We start from the raw sequence: 13,592 nt of genomic DNA on the forward strand, positions 1-13,592 counted from the left end.
CAAGTCTCCGGTGTGTGCACCGGGTCCGCGTCGCGCCCTGCCGTCGCGGTCAGCTGCTCGTGGCGAGCTTGCCGTCGATCATCTCGTAGACGGTGTCACAGTATTGCAGCACGTCGTGATCGTGAGTGACCATGACCACCGCCACCGACCGCTCCCGTGCCTCCTGGGCGAGCAACTGGACGATGTCGTGGCTGCGGGCCCGGTCCAGCGCCGCTGTGGGTTCGTCCACCAGCAGCACCGACGGCTGCGTCATCAGCGCCCGGGCGATGCCGACGCGCTGCCGCTCGCCGCCGGAGAGCTGGTGCGGCCGGCGGTCGGCCTTACCGGCCAGGCCGACGTGCGCGAGCATCTCCAGCGGGTCGCGTCCGGCGCGGTCCCGCCGCCCGCCCAGCCGCAGCGGCAGGCGCAGCTGGTCGGCGGCGGTCAGCGCGGGCAGCAGGTTGCCCGACTGGAACACGAACCCCACGTGCCGGCGGCGCAGCTCGGTGCGCGCCCGGCGGCTGGACACCGTCATGTCGTGGCCGGCCACGGTGACGGTGCCCTGGTCGGGGCGGGCCAGCCCGCCGGCGACGGCGAGCAGGCTGGACTTGCCCGCGCCGGACGGCCCGACGACCGCGGCCAGCTCGCCCGGCGCGACGGTCAGGTCCACGTTGTCCAGCGCGTGCACGGTCTCCGCGCCGTCGCCGTGGCGCAGGTGGACGCCGCGCATGACCAGGCCGAGGTCGGCCGGGGCGGTGCCCGATGTCGAGGGGGACGGGGTGGGCCGGCTGCTCATCGGTTGCCTCCCAGGGCGGTCGCCGGGTCGATGGAGGTGAGGCGGACGACGGCGGCTGCCGCGCCGACCAGGCCGAGCACGAGCAGTCCGGCAGCGGCGGCGGCGATGCTCTGCGGGTGCAACGCGAACGGAACGTTGCCGCCGGAGATCAGCGCGCCGAGGCCGAGGCCGATCCCCATGCCGACGGCGATGGCGACGGCCAGCAGGATCAGTGCCTGGGTGAGGGCGTCGCGCAGCACCCAGCGGGTCGAGGCGCCGAGCGCCCGCAGCACGGCGACCTCCTGCTTGCGCTGGATCGCCCAGACCGCGAAGAACGCGCCGGCCACGAGCGCCGAGATCGCGTAGAGGAAGCCCTGGATCAACTGGAGCGTGGTCGTCTCGGCGGTGTAGCCCGGCGAGGCGCCGTAGGACTCCTCGAGCGTCAGGCTCTCCGTGCCGGCGGCCTTGTCGCCCGCGGCCAGGTCCACCGAGTCGCCGTCGGCCGCGCGGACCGCGACGGCGGTGATCTCCTGGGCGGCCTGCGCCGGCACCTGCGTGCCGGCCGGGGTGCCGGACTTGACGGCCTGCCACATGGCCAGCGGCACGTACGCCACGTCGACGTGGCCGAAGGTGTCCTGCTGCTCGGTGACGCCGACGACGCGCAGCCGCGTGCCCAGCCGGTCCACCGTCACGGTGTCGCCGACGCGCAGGCCCGCGTCGATCGCGGTGGGGCTCACCACGATCCCGTCCGCCGGGCCGAGCCGGTCGCCCTCGCTGACGGCGGGCGACAGGAACGAGTCGGTCTCGACGCCGAACAGCGCCAGGTCGACCTCGGTGCCACCGTCGGTACGCCCGTTGATGAGCGTGTTGCCGAACGGGGTCGCCTCCGCCACGCCGGGCTGGTCGCGCCAGGTGTCCACCGCCGAGGCGTCCACCACGCTGCGCGAGAACGCCGAGTCGTGCTGCACGCCGTGGGCGAACGCGAACGAGGTGACCGGCAGGTTCTGCAGGCCGGAGACGCCGTCGCGGACCAGCCCGACGGACAGGCCGGACAGCATCACCATCAGCACCGAGATCAGCGCGATCACGGCCCCCATCAGGGCGAATCGCAGCCGCGCGAACCCCAGTTCGCGAATGGCCAGGAACATCAGCCGTCACCTCTCACATTTGTCGACACCATGTCGCGATCTTATCAACACGGTGTCGGCAAAAGGCGGGACGCGCCGCTGTCTATCCGACCACACTCCGTGACGGCGCGGCCCGGGTCAGCCGGACGAGGGCAGCGTCCCGCGCTCCCGCGCCAGGTACGCCTCGATGCGGGCGAACGCCCCCGTCCACACCTCGGTGGCGAAGAAGTCGCGCAGCTCCGGGGCCGGGAAGCCGCTCTGCGTCACAGTCATCAGTGTGCCGCCGTCCTTCTCCTCGAAGGTGACCTCGACGCGGGTGGTCATCGTCTCGCCGTCCGGGCTGCTGCCGGCGGACTCGGTGACCAGGCGGTGCGGGCGGTCGATCTCCAGGAACGTCTGCGTCTCGCGGAACAGCATGTCGGGGGAGGGGCCCCAGACCGCTGTCTGCTTCCCGCCGACCCGCAGGTCGACGTCGATCTCCACGATGCCCGGCTCCTCGTCCAGGATGCCGAACCAGATCTTCTGTTTGCCGGCGTCGGTGTAGGCGTCGAACGCCTCCTCAGGCGTGCCCGGAAGGAGCCGGGTCAGGTGGATCTGGAGCGTCATGGTCGCGGTCCTCCGTGGTGAGAGTGAGATAGGCGTCGAGGCCGTCCAGGCGGCGTGCCCAGAGGCGCCGGTAGAAGCTGATCCAGGCCATCGCCGCGTCCAGCGGGGCCTCGCTGAGTCGGCACTGCCGGGACCGGCCGACCTTCTGCGTCACCACGAGACCGGCGTCCTCCAGCGCGCGCACGTGCTTGCGCATGCCGGTGAGGCTCATCCCGGTGGGCTCGGTGAGCTCGCTGATGGTGGCCGGACCCGTGCCGAGCCGGATCAGGATGTCGCGTCGGGTGGGGTCGGCCAGGCTGGCGAAGACCCGGTCGAGCGTCTCTTGCTGGACCACATGGTTCACTGTACGACACTGAACCTCCCGGTTCAATGTTCTCGGCCGACGCGGCGCGGTGCGTTCCGCACACGCGCGACGGCCCCGCGACCGTTCGGGTCGCGGGGCCGCCGGCCGGACGTCACCGGTGTCGAGGCGCTCCGGTCAGGTCAGCGTGCAGGGCTGGCCGTTGAGGGTGAACGAGCTGGGTCGCGCGGTGTTGCCGGTGTGCGTGGCCTGGAAGCCGATGGTGGTCGAGCCGCGGGCCGGGATGACCGCGTTGTAGGAGACGTTGCGCGCCGTCACCTGGCCCGACGAGGGGGAGTACGAGGCGTTCCAGCCCGAGGTGATGGTCTGGCCGCCGGGCAGGGTGAACGCCAGGGACCAGCCGTTCACCGCGGTCGAGCCGGTGTTGCTGATGGTGATGTTCTCGGTCAGCCCGTTGTTCCAGGCGTTCAGCTCGATGCTCACCGAGCAGGCGCCGGTGCCGGGCGGCGGCGTGGTCGGACCCGGCGGCGGCGTGGTGGGGCCGGGCGGCGGCGTGGTCGGCCCGGGCGGGGGAGTGGTCGGTCCCGGCGGCGGCGTGGTCGGGCCGGGCGTGGTGGTCAGGCCGAAGAAGGCCACCGCCGCCGCGGCCATGCCGGACGACGGCAGGCTGTGCCCGGCGCCCTGGATGCTGTACGCCTCGACCTGGACGGTGCCGGTGGAGTCGGCGTAGCGCCGCCGGTTCCAGCCGGACTGCGGCGTGTCGGTGGAGGTGGGGTTCTGGCTGAGCCCGAACACGTTCGTCCACTGCTCGATCGTCTCCTGCAGCAGCGAGTACGGCACGAGCGTGTCGTTGGTGCCGTGCCAGAGCTGCACCCGGGGACGGGGCCCGGTGTAGCCGGGGTACGCCTGGCGGACCGCGTCGCCCCACTGCTGCGGGGTGCGGTTCATGTTCCCGCCGGTGCACTGGCTGGACCCGGGCGGGTAGTCGGCGGCGCCGGCGAAGCAGTTGAACGGCACGCCCATGAACGCCGCGCCGGCCTTGAAGACGTCCGGGTAGAGCGCCAGCATGTGGTTCGTCATCATGCCGCCGGACGAGCTGCCGGTGGCGTAGACCCGGTCCGGGTCGGCGCCGTACTGCTGCTGCACGTAGCGAACCATCGAGATGAGCGACACCGGGTCGCTGCCGCCGCCGCGGCGCTTGGCCGCGTCGGACCACGTGTCGAAGCAGTTGCCGAAGCCGGCCTGCTGGGTCGCGCTGGGATAGATCACGATGAAGCCGTACCGGTCGGCCAGCCCGGCGAACTCGCTGCCGGAGTAGAAGCCGGGGCCGGAACCGCCGCAGCCGTGCATGGCCACCACCGTGGCCGGCCGGGACGGGCGGTTGTCCGGCACGTAGACGTGCATGCGCATCCGCCCCGGGTTGTCGCCGAAGCTGGTTACCTCGGTCAGCGACGCCGCGTACGCGGGTTGCACGGTGGGGATCACCAGGCCGGCCGCTACCAGCGACGCGGCCAGGGCCACCACCATCTTGGCTCTGATTCTCACGGAGACTCCTTCGATCGCCTGTGTGCAGGCGGGAATGAGCGGTCACGCGCCGCGCCGGCCGCCCGGACGGCAGCGGTGTCGCGCCTCGCTCACGGAATGTGGCTCGCCCGGCCCGGCTCCGCGCTCATATGGCACATAGTGTTCCCGTCGGGCGGTGAACTGTCAATCGAAGCGCGCCGATGTGTCGCGGCGGCGTTCGTCTAGAGTCGGTGCTCCGTCCCTGAGCCGAGCCCGGAGCGCGTGTGCCAAGCCCGTTCGACATCGAGGAGATCTACCCGGACGAGGCGCCCACGCCCCGGCTGCCCCGGCGGCAGGCCGGCACCTCTCCGCAGAGCGTGGCGGTGACCCTCCTGGCCGACTACACGCTGCGTACCCGGGCCCCGCTGCCGTCCGCCGCGATCGTCGAGCTGCTCGCCGAGACCGGGGTGACGAGCGCCGGTGCCCGTACCGCGATCAGCCGGCTGGCCCGCCGCGGCGTGCTGGAGGGCAGCCGGCAGGGCCGCAACAGCTTCTACCGGCTCAGCCGCGCCGTCGCCGCCGACCTCTCCGCCGGCGGGAGCTGGATCGTCGCCTCCACAGTCGACCCGCAGCCGTGGGACGGATGCTGGACGGTGGTCGCGTTCTCGCTGCCGCAGGACCGCGGCACGCAACGCCGCGCGCTGCGCGGGCAACTGCGCTGGCTCGGCTTCGCGCCGCTGTACGACGGACTGTGGATCTCCCCGTACGAGCTGGGGGAGCCGGCCCGGTCGCGCCTGGCGCAACTGGCGCCCGGCGCGGTCACCGTGTTCCGGGGCCGGCAGGACGCGCTGGACGTCACCGGCCAGCGCGCCCCCGTCGACGCCTGGGACATCGCCGCGATCAGCGCCCAGTACGAGGAGTTCCTGCGCCGGTGGACTCCGCTGGCGTCCCGGCTGGAGTCCGTCGACGGCCCGGCGGCGGTGCGAGCCCGCACCGAGGTGATGGACACCTACCGGCGGTTCCCCACGCTCGACCCGCGGCTGCCACTGGAGCTGCTTCCGCCCGGGTGGCTGCGCCGGCCCGCCCGGGACCTGTTCACCGCCGTCTACGACGGACTGGCCGAACCCGCGCAGCGCCACGTCCGGGCGGTCGTCGCGCGGTTCGCCGATCCGGTGCCGTCCGGCATCCAGGCGCACACCACCGCCGACATGCTCGCCGGCGTACGCGAGGACGCCTGCGGGGCGGGCCAGGAGTGACCGCCGGCGGTCCGTGGACACATCGGCAGCGGTGAGTCTATGGTCACGGGACTGCGGTGACCGCGAGGAGTGGCCATGGGCGTCCCCGTCTCCCTCGACGAGCTGCTCGGCGACGAGGTGCGGCGCGACCCGTACCCGTTCTACGCCCGGCTGCACGAGGCGGGGGAGGCGGCCCGGCTGCGGCCCGCCGACCCGCACGCGCTCGTCGTGCACGGCTACGACGCGGTCAACCGGGTGCTGCGTGACCCCGAGTTCCGGGTGCTCGGCGCCGACTACCTGGACCGGGCCGGCGTCCGCTGGCGTCAGCACCAGGTGACACGGATCCTCCAGTCGTCAATGCTCAACGCCGCCGAGCGCGACCACCTCCGCGTCCGGCACCTGTTCTCCCAGGCGCTCACCCCGCGCCGGGTCGCCGCGCTGGAGCCGGCGATCGAGCGCATCGCCGACGACCTGCTCGACCGGCTCGCCGAGGCCGGCGCGGACGGCCGGCCCGTCGACTTCATGGCGCGTTTCGCGCTGCGGCTGCCCAGCGATGTCATCGGCGAGCTGCTGGGCGTGCCGGAGGAGGACCGGGAGTGGTTCCCGCCCCGGGTCCGCGCGTTCGACGCGGTGCTGGAGATCGGCCGCCGGTCCATGCGCGAGGTCCGGGCCGCCAACGTCGCGGCGGCGGAGCTGACCGCGTACTTCACCGGCCTGATCGCCGCGCGCCGGTCGACGCCGCGTGACGACTTCGTCTCCGCGTTGCTGCGCGGCGTCGAGGCCGAACCCGGCCGGCTGACCGCCGACGAGCTGCTGGCCAACCTGATCATCATGTACAACGCCGGGTTCCGGACCACCGCGAACCTGCTCGGCAACGGGCTGGTGCTGCTCGCCGAGCGCCCGGCCGCGCGGGCCGAGCTGCGCGCCGATCCGTCGCTCGCCGCGTCCTACGTGGAGGAGATCCTGCGGTACGAGCCGCCGGTGCACTTCGCCGTCCGGTACGCCGCAGCGGACACCGAGGTCGCCGGCCTGCCGGTGCCCGCCGGGCGGACGGTGGTGGTGCTGACCGGCGCGGCGAACCGGGACCCGCGCCGCTTCCCCGATCCGGACCGGTTCGACCCGTCCCGCGCCGACAACCGGCACCTGGCGTTCAGTGCCGGGCCGCACTACTGCTTCGGCGCGACGCTGGCCCGAGCCGAAGGGCGGCTGGTGCTGCCCCGCCTGCTGGAGCGCTTCCCGGCGCTGACCGCCGAACCCGGGCCGCGCCGCGCGCTGATGCTGCGCGGGTACGACCGGCTGCCGGTACGGCTGACCGGCGCCCGCCCATCGGCCGACCGGGTACCTTGCCAAACCAACCTGATCGAGTAAGGTCGATGCTACGCGGAGTGTCGGTTCCGTGTCTCACCGAGGTTCCGTCGAGCAGGCCGAGCGCCGCCAGGGCACCGTGGAAGGGAAACACCGGACATGACCGATGAGATCCGCGCGTTCCTCCTCGCCGCACTGACCGAGATGAAGTACGACGTCAGCGACGTCGACGACGACACCGTCTTCGGCCCGGCCGGGCTCGACGTGGACTCCCTCGGCCTGGCCGAGCTCGCGGTACGGGTGGAGGACCGGTTCGGGGTCGCGTTCGACGACGACGAGGCGGAGGATCTCGCGATGATGACCGTCGGCGAGTTCTGCCAGGCGGTGGCGGCGCGTATCGCGCCGGCCTCGGCGCACTGACCGATGCCAGGGCACGGCGCCCGGCCGCACCGGGTCCGGTGAGCGTGCGCGAACGGGTCACTGTCACCGGCATCGGGCTCGTCAGCCCGGTCGGCGCCACCGCGGCCGAGGTGTTCGACGCGGTCTGCGACGGCCGCTCCGGGCTCACCCGGCCACCGGCCGGCCATCCGCTGCACGGCGTGGTCGACGTCGCCGCGTTCGCCCCGCCGATCGATCCGGCCACCGTGCTGCCCGGCCCCGAGTCCCGCGTCGTGGACCGGTCGATCGTCATGGTGCTGCGCGCGGCCGAGGACGCGCTCGCCGACGCCGGACTGCGGATCGGCCACGACGTCGACAGCTACCGGGTGGCAGTCGTCGTCTCCGGCGTCGGCGGGCTGTCCACACTGGAGGAGCAGGTGCTCCAGCGGGCCGCGCGCGGGCGGTTCGGGGTCAGCCCGTACATGCTGCCCGGGACGCTGCCGAACATGGGCGCGGCCCGGATCGCGATCAAGTTCGGCATCCACGGCTACACCTCGTCGATCGGCACGGCGTGCGCGGCCGGCGCGCAGTCCATCGGCGAGGCCCTGCGCATCCTGCGCGCCGGCGACGCGGACGTGGTGCTCGCCGGATGCGCCGAGGCTCCACTGTTCCCGACGTTCGCCGACGCGTTCGGCAACGCCCGGGCGCTCGCCCACGGCTGGGCCGACCCGACCGCCGCGAGCCGCCCCTTCGACCGCCGCCGCAACGGGCTCGTCCTCGGCGAGGGCGCCGGCGTGTTCGTCCTGGAACGCGCCGCGCACGCCGCCGCGCGCGGCGCCCGCCGGCACGCCGACGTGCTCGGCTGGGGCGCCACGAACGACGCCCACCACCCGACCACGCCGCGCCCCGACGGCGCCGGCGCGGCCCGGTGCATGCGCCTGGCCGTCCGCGACGCCGGCCTGGCGCCCGGCGACGTCGGGTACGTCAACGCGCACGGCACCAGCACCCGGGCCGGGGACGCCGCCGAGCTGGCCGCGCTCGCCGACGTCTACGGCGCGAACCCGCCGCCGCTGAGCTCGACGAAGGGCGTGACCGGGCACATGCTCGGCGTCTCCGGCGTGATCGAGGCGGCCATCGGCGTCGAGGCGCTGCGCCGCGGCCTGCTGCCGCCCACCCGCAACCTGGAGGAGCCGGAGCGCGACGGCGAGGTCGACCACATCCGGCAGCGGGCACGCGCGACGGCCGTGGAAGCGGTGCTGTCGAACTCGTTCGGCTTCGGCGGCCACAACGTCAGCCTCGTCCTGGCACGGCCCGCCTGAACGGCTGTCAGCGGAGCGTGATCACCGTGGCGACGTCGTACGCGGCGACGGCGACGGTGAAGTGCGGGCGCAGCATGTCGGCCACGTAGTCCAGGTCGGCGACGAGCGGCACCGGCAGCAGCGCGCGCTGATCGGGGCCGGTACGGGAGGCGACCAGGTCGATCCGGTCGGCCTTGAGCAGCCCACGGGTGAGGAACGCCGGCAGGTCCTCGGGGAGCAGGCAGCGCCACATGTCGACGTTGACGATCACGTCCAGCGCACCCGCCTTGAACTGCTGGAGCACGGTGCCGAGCAGGTGGGAGTTCGTCTCGCCGACCGGCGCGTCGTGGTCGAACGTGTGCGACCCGGGGCCCAGGTCGAGCGCGGACACGCCGTTGCCGACGACCAGCGCGGCGCTCGTGGTCAGCTCGTCGCGCAGCGACTCCGGAAGCACTGCAGGCCGGCCCAGGCCACCGGAGCGGTACGCCTCGATCGCCGCGCCGTAGAGCCGGATCCGGCCCAGGTGCCGGCCGAACGTGTTGATGCCGTACAGCGCCTCGACGTCGTACCGCAGGTGCTTGCGCAGCAGGTACTTCATGTTGTCCATCGAGGCGATCCCGTTGGACGTCTTGCGGAAGTGCGGGAGGTGGTAGGAGAGCGCGTCGACGTCCAGCCGGAACAGCTCCGGCGGGGCGCCGTGCAGGTGGAACACCCGGTAGAAGAACTCCAGGTCCTCGAAGCCCCACTTGACCATCGCCTCGTCGAAGCCACCGACGCGCCGGAACGACTCGTGGTCCACCGACGCGTTGTGGGTCAGGCCGAGCACCCAGGGCGCGCTGGGGAAGTCGGCCATCCGCTGCGGAAGGGCGGTGTCCTCCAGCCGCGGGTCGCCGCGCTCGGCGTCGAGCATCGCCGGCACGACCGGGTCGCCCCGGCGCAGCGCGTCCGCGCCGGCCCAGTCGAGGTCGTACCGCTGCCCGAGCAGCACCCCGGGCCGCCCGGCGCGTCCGGCGTGGAAGTCACGGTGCCGCTTGAGCAGCGTGGGATGCGCCACCGTGTCGGCGTCCAGGAACATCAGCGTGGCCGCGCGGGCCCGGGCCGCCGCCGCGTTGCGGTTGGCGCTGCGACCCCGGTTGCGCTCGCTGCGCACGTACTCGATCCGCAGCCGGCCCCGGTACGCGTCCACCACCGGCTCCAGCGCGACGGCCGACCCGTCGTCGCCGACGACGACCTCGAAGTCGGCGGCCGGCAGCGTCTGCCGGGTCAGCGAGCGCAGGGTGGTGTCGAGCGCGGACGGGTTCTCGTGCGCGGGCACCACCACGCTCAGGCTCGGCCGGTCCACAGTGGGCATGCTCAGCGCGCGGTGGAGTTGGCGGTGATGTAGTCGGCCAGGTCCCCGAGCGTCGCCATCCGGTCCTCGTCCAGCTCCTCGACGTCGATCTGGATCTCCAGCTCGTCCTCCAGCGTCAGCAGCAGCTCCAGGCCGAGCGAGGAGCTGAGGCCGAGCTCGTCCATCAGCTGGGTCTGCTCGGTGACCGGCGCGTCCGGCCGCAGCATGCGGGTCAGCAGCACGGTCAGGCGTTCCACTACCTCGTCCCGCGGCGGCGCGTCGTGTTCTAGCACCGGGGCTCCCACGGGTCGATCACGCGCTCCAGCATGGAGTCATCAGAGCAGGGGACATCGGCGAGTGTCAACGGGTGCGGTGGTGGTCACCGACAGTCACCGAGTTCGGTGCGGCACTCGACGGCGTACGGCTCGTCGCCGGCCAGCGCCACCGCCACCGCGCACCCCTGCGGCGCGGCCACGTCGGCGAGCCGGTGCAACCCGGCCGGGTCGGCGCACTCGACCACGTCGGCCCGGTCCACCGGCATCCCGAGGTTGGGCCACAGCCGGCCCCCGGCCGCCTTGACGGCCGCCTCCTTGCGGGCCCACAGCCGGACGAACCGCCGTGCCCGGGCGGCCTGGTCGCATCCGGCGGCGACGTGCCGCGCCTCCCGCGGGTGGAAGAAGCGCGCGGACGCCGACACCGGGTCCCCGCCCGGCGCGACGTGCTGGATGTCCACCCCGACCGGGCGGCCCTCGCTGAGCGCCACCGCGACGAGATCGCCGGAGTAGGACAGGCTGGTGTGCAGGCCGTGCCACGGCCCGGTCAGCGCCGGTTTGCCGTACCGGCCGCGGCGCCAGGTCAGCGCCCCCGGTGACGCGCCCGTGGCCCGCCCGGCCAGCACGCGCAGCGCGCCGTGCGCCACTGTGAACCGGTCCCGCAGCGCGCCGGCGGCGAGCCGGGCGGCCCGGGCCCGCTCGGCCGGGTCGAGCACCGTCCGATACCGGGCCAGCTCGTCCGGGTCCGCCCCGGCCGCGAGCACCCAGACCCGCACGGCGTCGCGCATGGACGGCAGCGTAACGGTGCGCCGTCGCGTTGACACACACCGATGCCCGTTGCTCTGATTGACCGGTGTTCGCGCAGACGGTCCAGGCCCACGTTCCCGTCGCGTTCGCCGGGCCGGGCGCCGGCGCCGCGCCCCTGACCTGGGGGCAGAAGGCGATCATGCAGGACATGCGGGAGACCGGCTGGACGCACAACGTCAGCGGCGCCCACCCGGTGCCGCCGGGCGTCACCGTCGAGCAGGTCGCGGCCGAGTTCGCCGCGCTGATGGCCCGTCATCCGGCGCTGCGGATGCGGCTGGGCGCCGGCGACGGGGGCGGCCCGTGCCAGGTCGTGTCCGCGAGCGGCGAGACGGTCCTGGACGTGGTGGACGTACCGGACGACGCCGACCCGGCCGACGTGGCCACGTTCGCCTACGACCTGGGCCACGCCCGGCTGCTGAGCCACTACGACCTCTACCGCGACTGGTCGGTGAAGATGGCGGTGATCCGGCACCGGGGCGCCCTGGTGCACCGGGTGCTGACCATCGACCACCTCGTGGTCGACGGCACCGCCACGTCGCTTCTCCTGGCCGACCTGGGCCTGGCCGGCCGCCCGGTCCGCCGGGTCGCCGACCCGCGCACCGTGCAGATCCTCGACCTGGGCCGGCGGGAGGAGACGCCGCCGCTGCGCCGGGTCAGCGACCGGGCCGTCCGGCACTGGGCGGAGCACCTGCGGGACATCCCGCCGCTGACGTTCGGCGAGCCGGCCGCCGGTGGGCGCCGGGGGCACCGGTACTGGCACGGCCGGTTCAGCTCCCCGGCGGCGTACCTGGCGGTGCGGGCCATCGCGGCGCGGACCCGCACCGACACCTCGCGCGTGCTGCTGGCGGTCATCGCGGTCGCGATCGGCCGGGCCACCGGCGTCAGCCCGCTCACCGCCAAGCTCATCGTCGGCAACCGGTTCCGGCCGGGCTTCGCCGAGGCCATCGCCCCGCTGAGCCAGAACGGCGTGCTGCGCGTCGACACCGCCGACACCACCGTGGACGAGGTGGTGGCGCGTGCCCGCCGGGCCGCGGTCTCGGCCGGGAAGTACGCCTACTACGACCCGGCGCAGCTCGCGGAGGTCTCCGAGCAGCTGGACGCCGAACGCGGATATCCGGCCCGGATCAGCTGCCGGATCAACGACCGGCGGGTGGTCACGCGGCAGGCGGCCGACGGCGGGCTGCACGACGATCCGGTGACCGCCGAGCGGATCCGCCGCCGGGCCGACGAGACGTACCTGGTCTGGGACGGCCCGCTGGACCACCTGCCCGAGCAGGTGTTCATCACCGTCGAGGACCAGCCGGAGACGGTCCACCTCCAGGTGATCTTCGACTTCGGGTGCTTCACCGAGGAGCAGGCGGAACGGCTGCTGCGCGGCGTGGAGGAGGTGGCGGTGGAGGCGGCCCTGGACCCCGCCGCGCCGACCTGGGTGACCCCGGGATCGGCGGGCGGCTGACCGGTCACCGGTCCCAGGTCACCGGCAGCGACTCCAGGCTGCGCACCACCAGCCCCGGCCGGAACCGCAGCTGCGACTCGTCGACGGCGAGCCGCAGCCCTGGTAGCCGGCGCAGCAGCGCGCCCAGCGCCTCCTGCAGCTCCATCCGGGCCAGCGCCGCGCCGAGGCAGTGGTGCGGGCCGGCGCCGAACGCCAGGTGCGGGTTGTGCGCGCGGGTCAGGTCGAGCGTGTCAGCGCCCGGGAACACCGTGGCGTCGCGGTTCGCCGACGCGATCGCCGGCAGCACCGCGGCGCCGGCCGGCAGGCGTACGCCGCCCAGCTCCACCTCCTCGGTCGTCACCCGGGGCAGCAGCACCCCGTTGTCGCCGAGCTGGATGAAGCGGGACAGCTCCTCGACCGCCCGGGCCACCGCGACCGGGTCGTCGCCGCGCAGCGCGGCGAGCTGTTCGGGGTGGCGGGCCAGCACGAGCAGGAACAGGTTGAGCTGGTTGGTGGTGGTCTCGTGCCCGCCGACGAAGATGCCGGCGGTGACCGAGACCAGCTCCCGTTCGGTCAGGTCGTCGTGCTCGTCCCAGACCGCGATGAGCGCGCTCATCAGGTCGTCGCCGGGCTCGTGCCGGCGCTGCTCGATCAGCTCGCGGAACGCCTCCAGCGCGGCCCGGGGCGCCTCCGGGTCGGCGTCCCAGTCGCCGACGAGCGCGTCCGACCACCGGCGTACCCGCTCCCGGTCCCGCTCGGGGATGCCGAACAGCGTGCTGATCACGGAGATCGGCAGCGGACCGGAGACGTGGGTGATCAGGTCGGCGGGCGGACCTGCGGCCACCAGTTCGTCGATCATGCCGTCGACGAGCGCCACCACCCTCGGGCGCAGCTCCTCCACCCGGCGGACGGTGAACGCGTGCGACACGGCCCGGCGCATCGTGGTGTGCCGGGGCGGGTCCATCCCGATCAGCGAGTCCTCCGCGAGCGAGCCCAGCTCCCGGGTCGGGCGGTTCGGGCCGGCCGCGGCGGCCCGGCTGAACCGCTGGTCGGTGAAGACGCGCCGCACGTCGGCGTGCCGGGTGGCCAGGTACGCGCACGCCCCGTCGGGCAGCTCGACCCGGGCCACCGGGCACGTCTCGCGCATCCGGGTGTAGTCCGGCGACGGGTGGTAGATCGTGGGAGCCGGCGCGAGCGGGTACGGGACGGCCGGTGGCTCCTGCGTCATCTGCGACTCCTTC

14 protein-coding genes are annotated in these 13,592 nt (G+C 73.8%); 5 read left to right on the forward strand and 9 right to left on the reverse strand.

Annotation, left to right across the window (positions count from 1 at the left end; translation table 11 throughout):
• Positions 1-49: 49 nt before the first annotated feature.
• The 5 genes from ACSDG8_RS29105 to ACSDG8_RS29125 form a co-directional block, all read right to left on the reverse strand.
• On the reverse strand, positions 50-775 hold the full coding sequence (locus tag ACSDG8_RS29105) for an ABC transporter ATP-binding protein (RefSeq protein ID WP_210892239.1): 726 nt from the start codon (positions 773-775) through the stop codon (positions 50-52).
• The gene (locus ACSDG8_RS29110; RefSeq protein ID WP_439427430.1) at positions 772-1,902 is read right to left on the reverse strand and encodes an ABC transporter permease; all 1,131 of its coding nucleotides are present in this window, start codon (positions 1,900-1,902) and stop codon (positions 772-774) included. The genes ACSDG8_RS29105 and ACSDG8_RS29110 overlap by 4 nt, the downstream gene beginning before the upstream one ends.
• Positions 1,903-2,019: 117 nt before the next feature.
• Positions 2,020-2,487, reverse strand: a complete 468-nt coding sequence (locus tag ACSDG8_RS29115; RefSeq protein WP_210892243.1) for an SRPBCC family protein — start codon at positions 2,485-2,487, stop codon at positions 2,020-2,022.
• Positions 2,441-2,821 carry an ArsR/SmtB family transcription factor gene (locus ACSDG8_RS29120; protein WP_210892245.1) on the reverse strand — a complete coding sequence of 127 codons (381 nt, stop codon included), beginning with the start codon at positions 2,819-2,821 and terminating at the stop codon, positions 2,441-2,443. Before ACSDG8_RS29120 ends, ACSDG8_RS29115 begins: the two co-directional genes overlap by 47 nt.
• Positions 2,822-2,965: 144 nt before the next feature.
• The gene (locus ACSDG8_RS29125) at positions 2,966-4,333 is read right to left on the reverse strand and encodes an extracellular catalytic domain type 1 short-chain-length polyhydroxyalkanoate depolymerase (RefSeq protein ID WP_439427431.1); all 1,368 of its coding nucleotides are present in this window, start codon (positions 4,331-4,333) and stop codon (positions 2,966-2,968) included.
• 242 nt (positions 4,334-4,575) lie between these two features.
• Here ACSDG8_RS29125 and ACSDG8_RS29130 point away from each other — a divergent pair, with 242 nt between their 5' ends.
• The 4 genes from ACSDG8_RS29130 (at position 4,576) to ACSDG8_RS29145 (ending at position 8,528) form a co-directional block, all read left to right on the forward strand.
• Complete coding sequence (locus ACSDG8_RS29130; protein WP_210892249.1) at positions 4,576-5,547, forward strand: PaaX family transcriptional regulator; 972 nt, start codon at positions 4,576-4,578, stop codon at positions 5,545-5,547.
• A gap of 75 nt (positions 5,548-5,622) precedes the next feature.
• Positions 5,623-6,894, forward strand: coding sequence for a cytochrome P450 (locus tag ACSDG8_RS29135; protein WP_210892251.1), 1,272 nt, complete (start codon positions 5,623-5,625; stop codon positions 6,892-6,894).
• Between the two features lie 96 nt (positions 6,895-6,990).
• Entirely contained in the window at positions 6,991-7,251 is a 261-nt protein-coding gene (locus ACSDG8_RS29140) for an acyl carrier protein (protein WP_210892253.1), read from the forward strand.
• A 38-nt stretch (positions 7,252-7,289) separates the two neighbouring features.
• A complete protein-coding gene (locus ACSDG8_RS29145; RefSeq protein WP_210892256.1) occupies positions 7,290-8,528 on the forward strand; it encodes a beta-ketoacyl-[acyl-carrier-protein] synthase family protein in 1,239 nt (412 codons plus the stop codon).
• Positions 8,529-8,535: 7 nt separating this feature from the next.
• On the opposite strand, the gene ACSDG8_RS29150 is transcribed toward ACSDG8_RS29145, so the two are convergent.
• From ACSDG8_RS29150 to ACSDG8_RS29160, 3 genes are all read right to left on the reverse strand, one after another.
• Positions 8,536-9,849, reverse strand: coding sequence for a glycosyltransferase (locus ACSDG8_RS29150; protein ID WP_210892258.1), 1,314 nt, complete (start codon positions 9,847-9,849; stop codon positions 8,536-8,538).
• Positions 9,850-9,860: 11 nt separating this feature from the next.
• Positions 9,861-10,130, reverse strand: coding sequence for a phosphopantetheine-binding protein (locus ACSDG8_RS29155; protein ID WP_210892260.1), 270 nt, complete (start codon positions 10,128-10,130; stop codon positions 9,861-9,863).
• 86 nt (positions 10,131-10,216) lie between these two features.
• Positions 10,217-10,897 (reverse strand): 4'-phosphopantetheinyl transferase family protein, encoded by a 681-nt coding sequence (locus ACSDG8_RS29160; protein WP_439427432.1) that lies wholly within the window; start codon positions 10,895-10,897, stop codon positions 10,217-10,219.
• Between the two features lie 65 nt (positions 10,898-10,962).
• Between ACSDG8_RS29160 and ACSDG8_RS29165 the strand changes: the two genes are divergently transcribed.
• Entirely contained in the window at positions 10,963-12,372 is a 1,410-nt protein-coding gene (locus ACSDG8_RS29165) for a condensation domain-containing protein (RefSeq protein ID WP_439427433.1), read from the forward strand.
• Positions 12,373-12,376: 4 nt separating this feature from the next.
• On the opposite strand, the gene ACSDG8_RS29170 is transcribed toward ACSDG8_RS29165, so the two are convergent.
• Positions 12,377-13,579, reverse strand: coding sequence for a cytochrome P450 (locus ACSDG8_RS29170; protein WP_439427434.1), 1,203 nt, complete (start codon positions 13,577-13,579; stop codon positions 12,377-12,379).
• Between the last annotated feature and the right edge of the window lie 13 nt (positions 13,580-13,592).

The organism is Micromonospora sp. LA-10 (assembly GCF_051853095.1).
GTDB lineage: Bacteria > Actinomycetota > Actinomycetes > Mycobacteriales > Micromonosporaceae > Micromonospora > Micromonospora echinospora_A.

Coding starts and splice junctions, on each gene's coding strand:
- ACSDG8_RS29105 (WP_210892239.1), bottom strand. CDS start 775: ATGAGCAGCCGGCCCACCCCGTCCCCCTCGACATCGGGCACCGCCCCG.
- ACSDG8_RS29110 (WP_439427430.1), bottom strand. CDS start 1,902: ATGTTCCTGGCCATTCGCGAACTGGGGTTCGCGCGGCTGCGATTCGCC.
- ACSDG8_RS29115 (WP_210892243.1), bottom strand. CDS start 2,487: ATGACGCTCCAGATCCACCTGACCCGGCTCCTTCCGGGCACGCCTGAG.
- ACSDG8_RS29135 (WP_210892251.1), top strand. CDS start 5,623: ATGGGCGTCCCCGTCTCCCTCGACGAGCTGCTCGGCGACGAGGTGCGG.
- ACSDG8_RS29140 (WP_210892253.1), top strand. CDS start 6,991: ATGACCGATGAGATCCGCGCGTTCCTCCTCGCCGCACTGACCGAGATG.
- ACSDG8_RS29160 (WP_439427432.1), bottom strand. CDS start 10,897: ATGCGCGACGCCGTGCGGGTCTGGGTGCTCGCGGCCGGGGCGGACCCG.
- ACSDG8_RS29170 (WP_439427434.1), bottom strand. CDS start 13,579: ATGACGCAGGAGCCACCGGCCGTCCCGTACCCGCTCGCGCCGGCTCCC.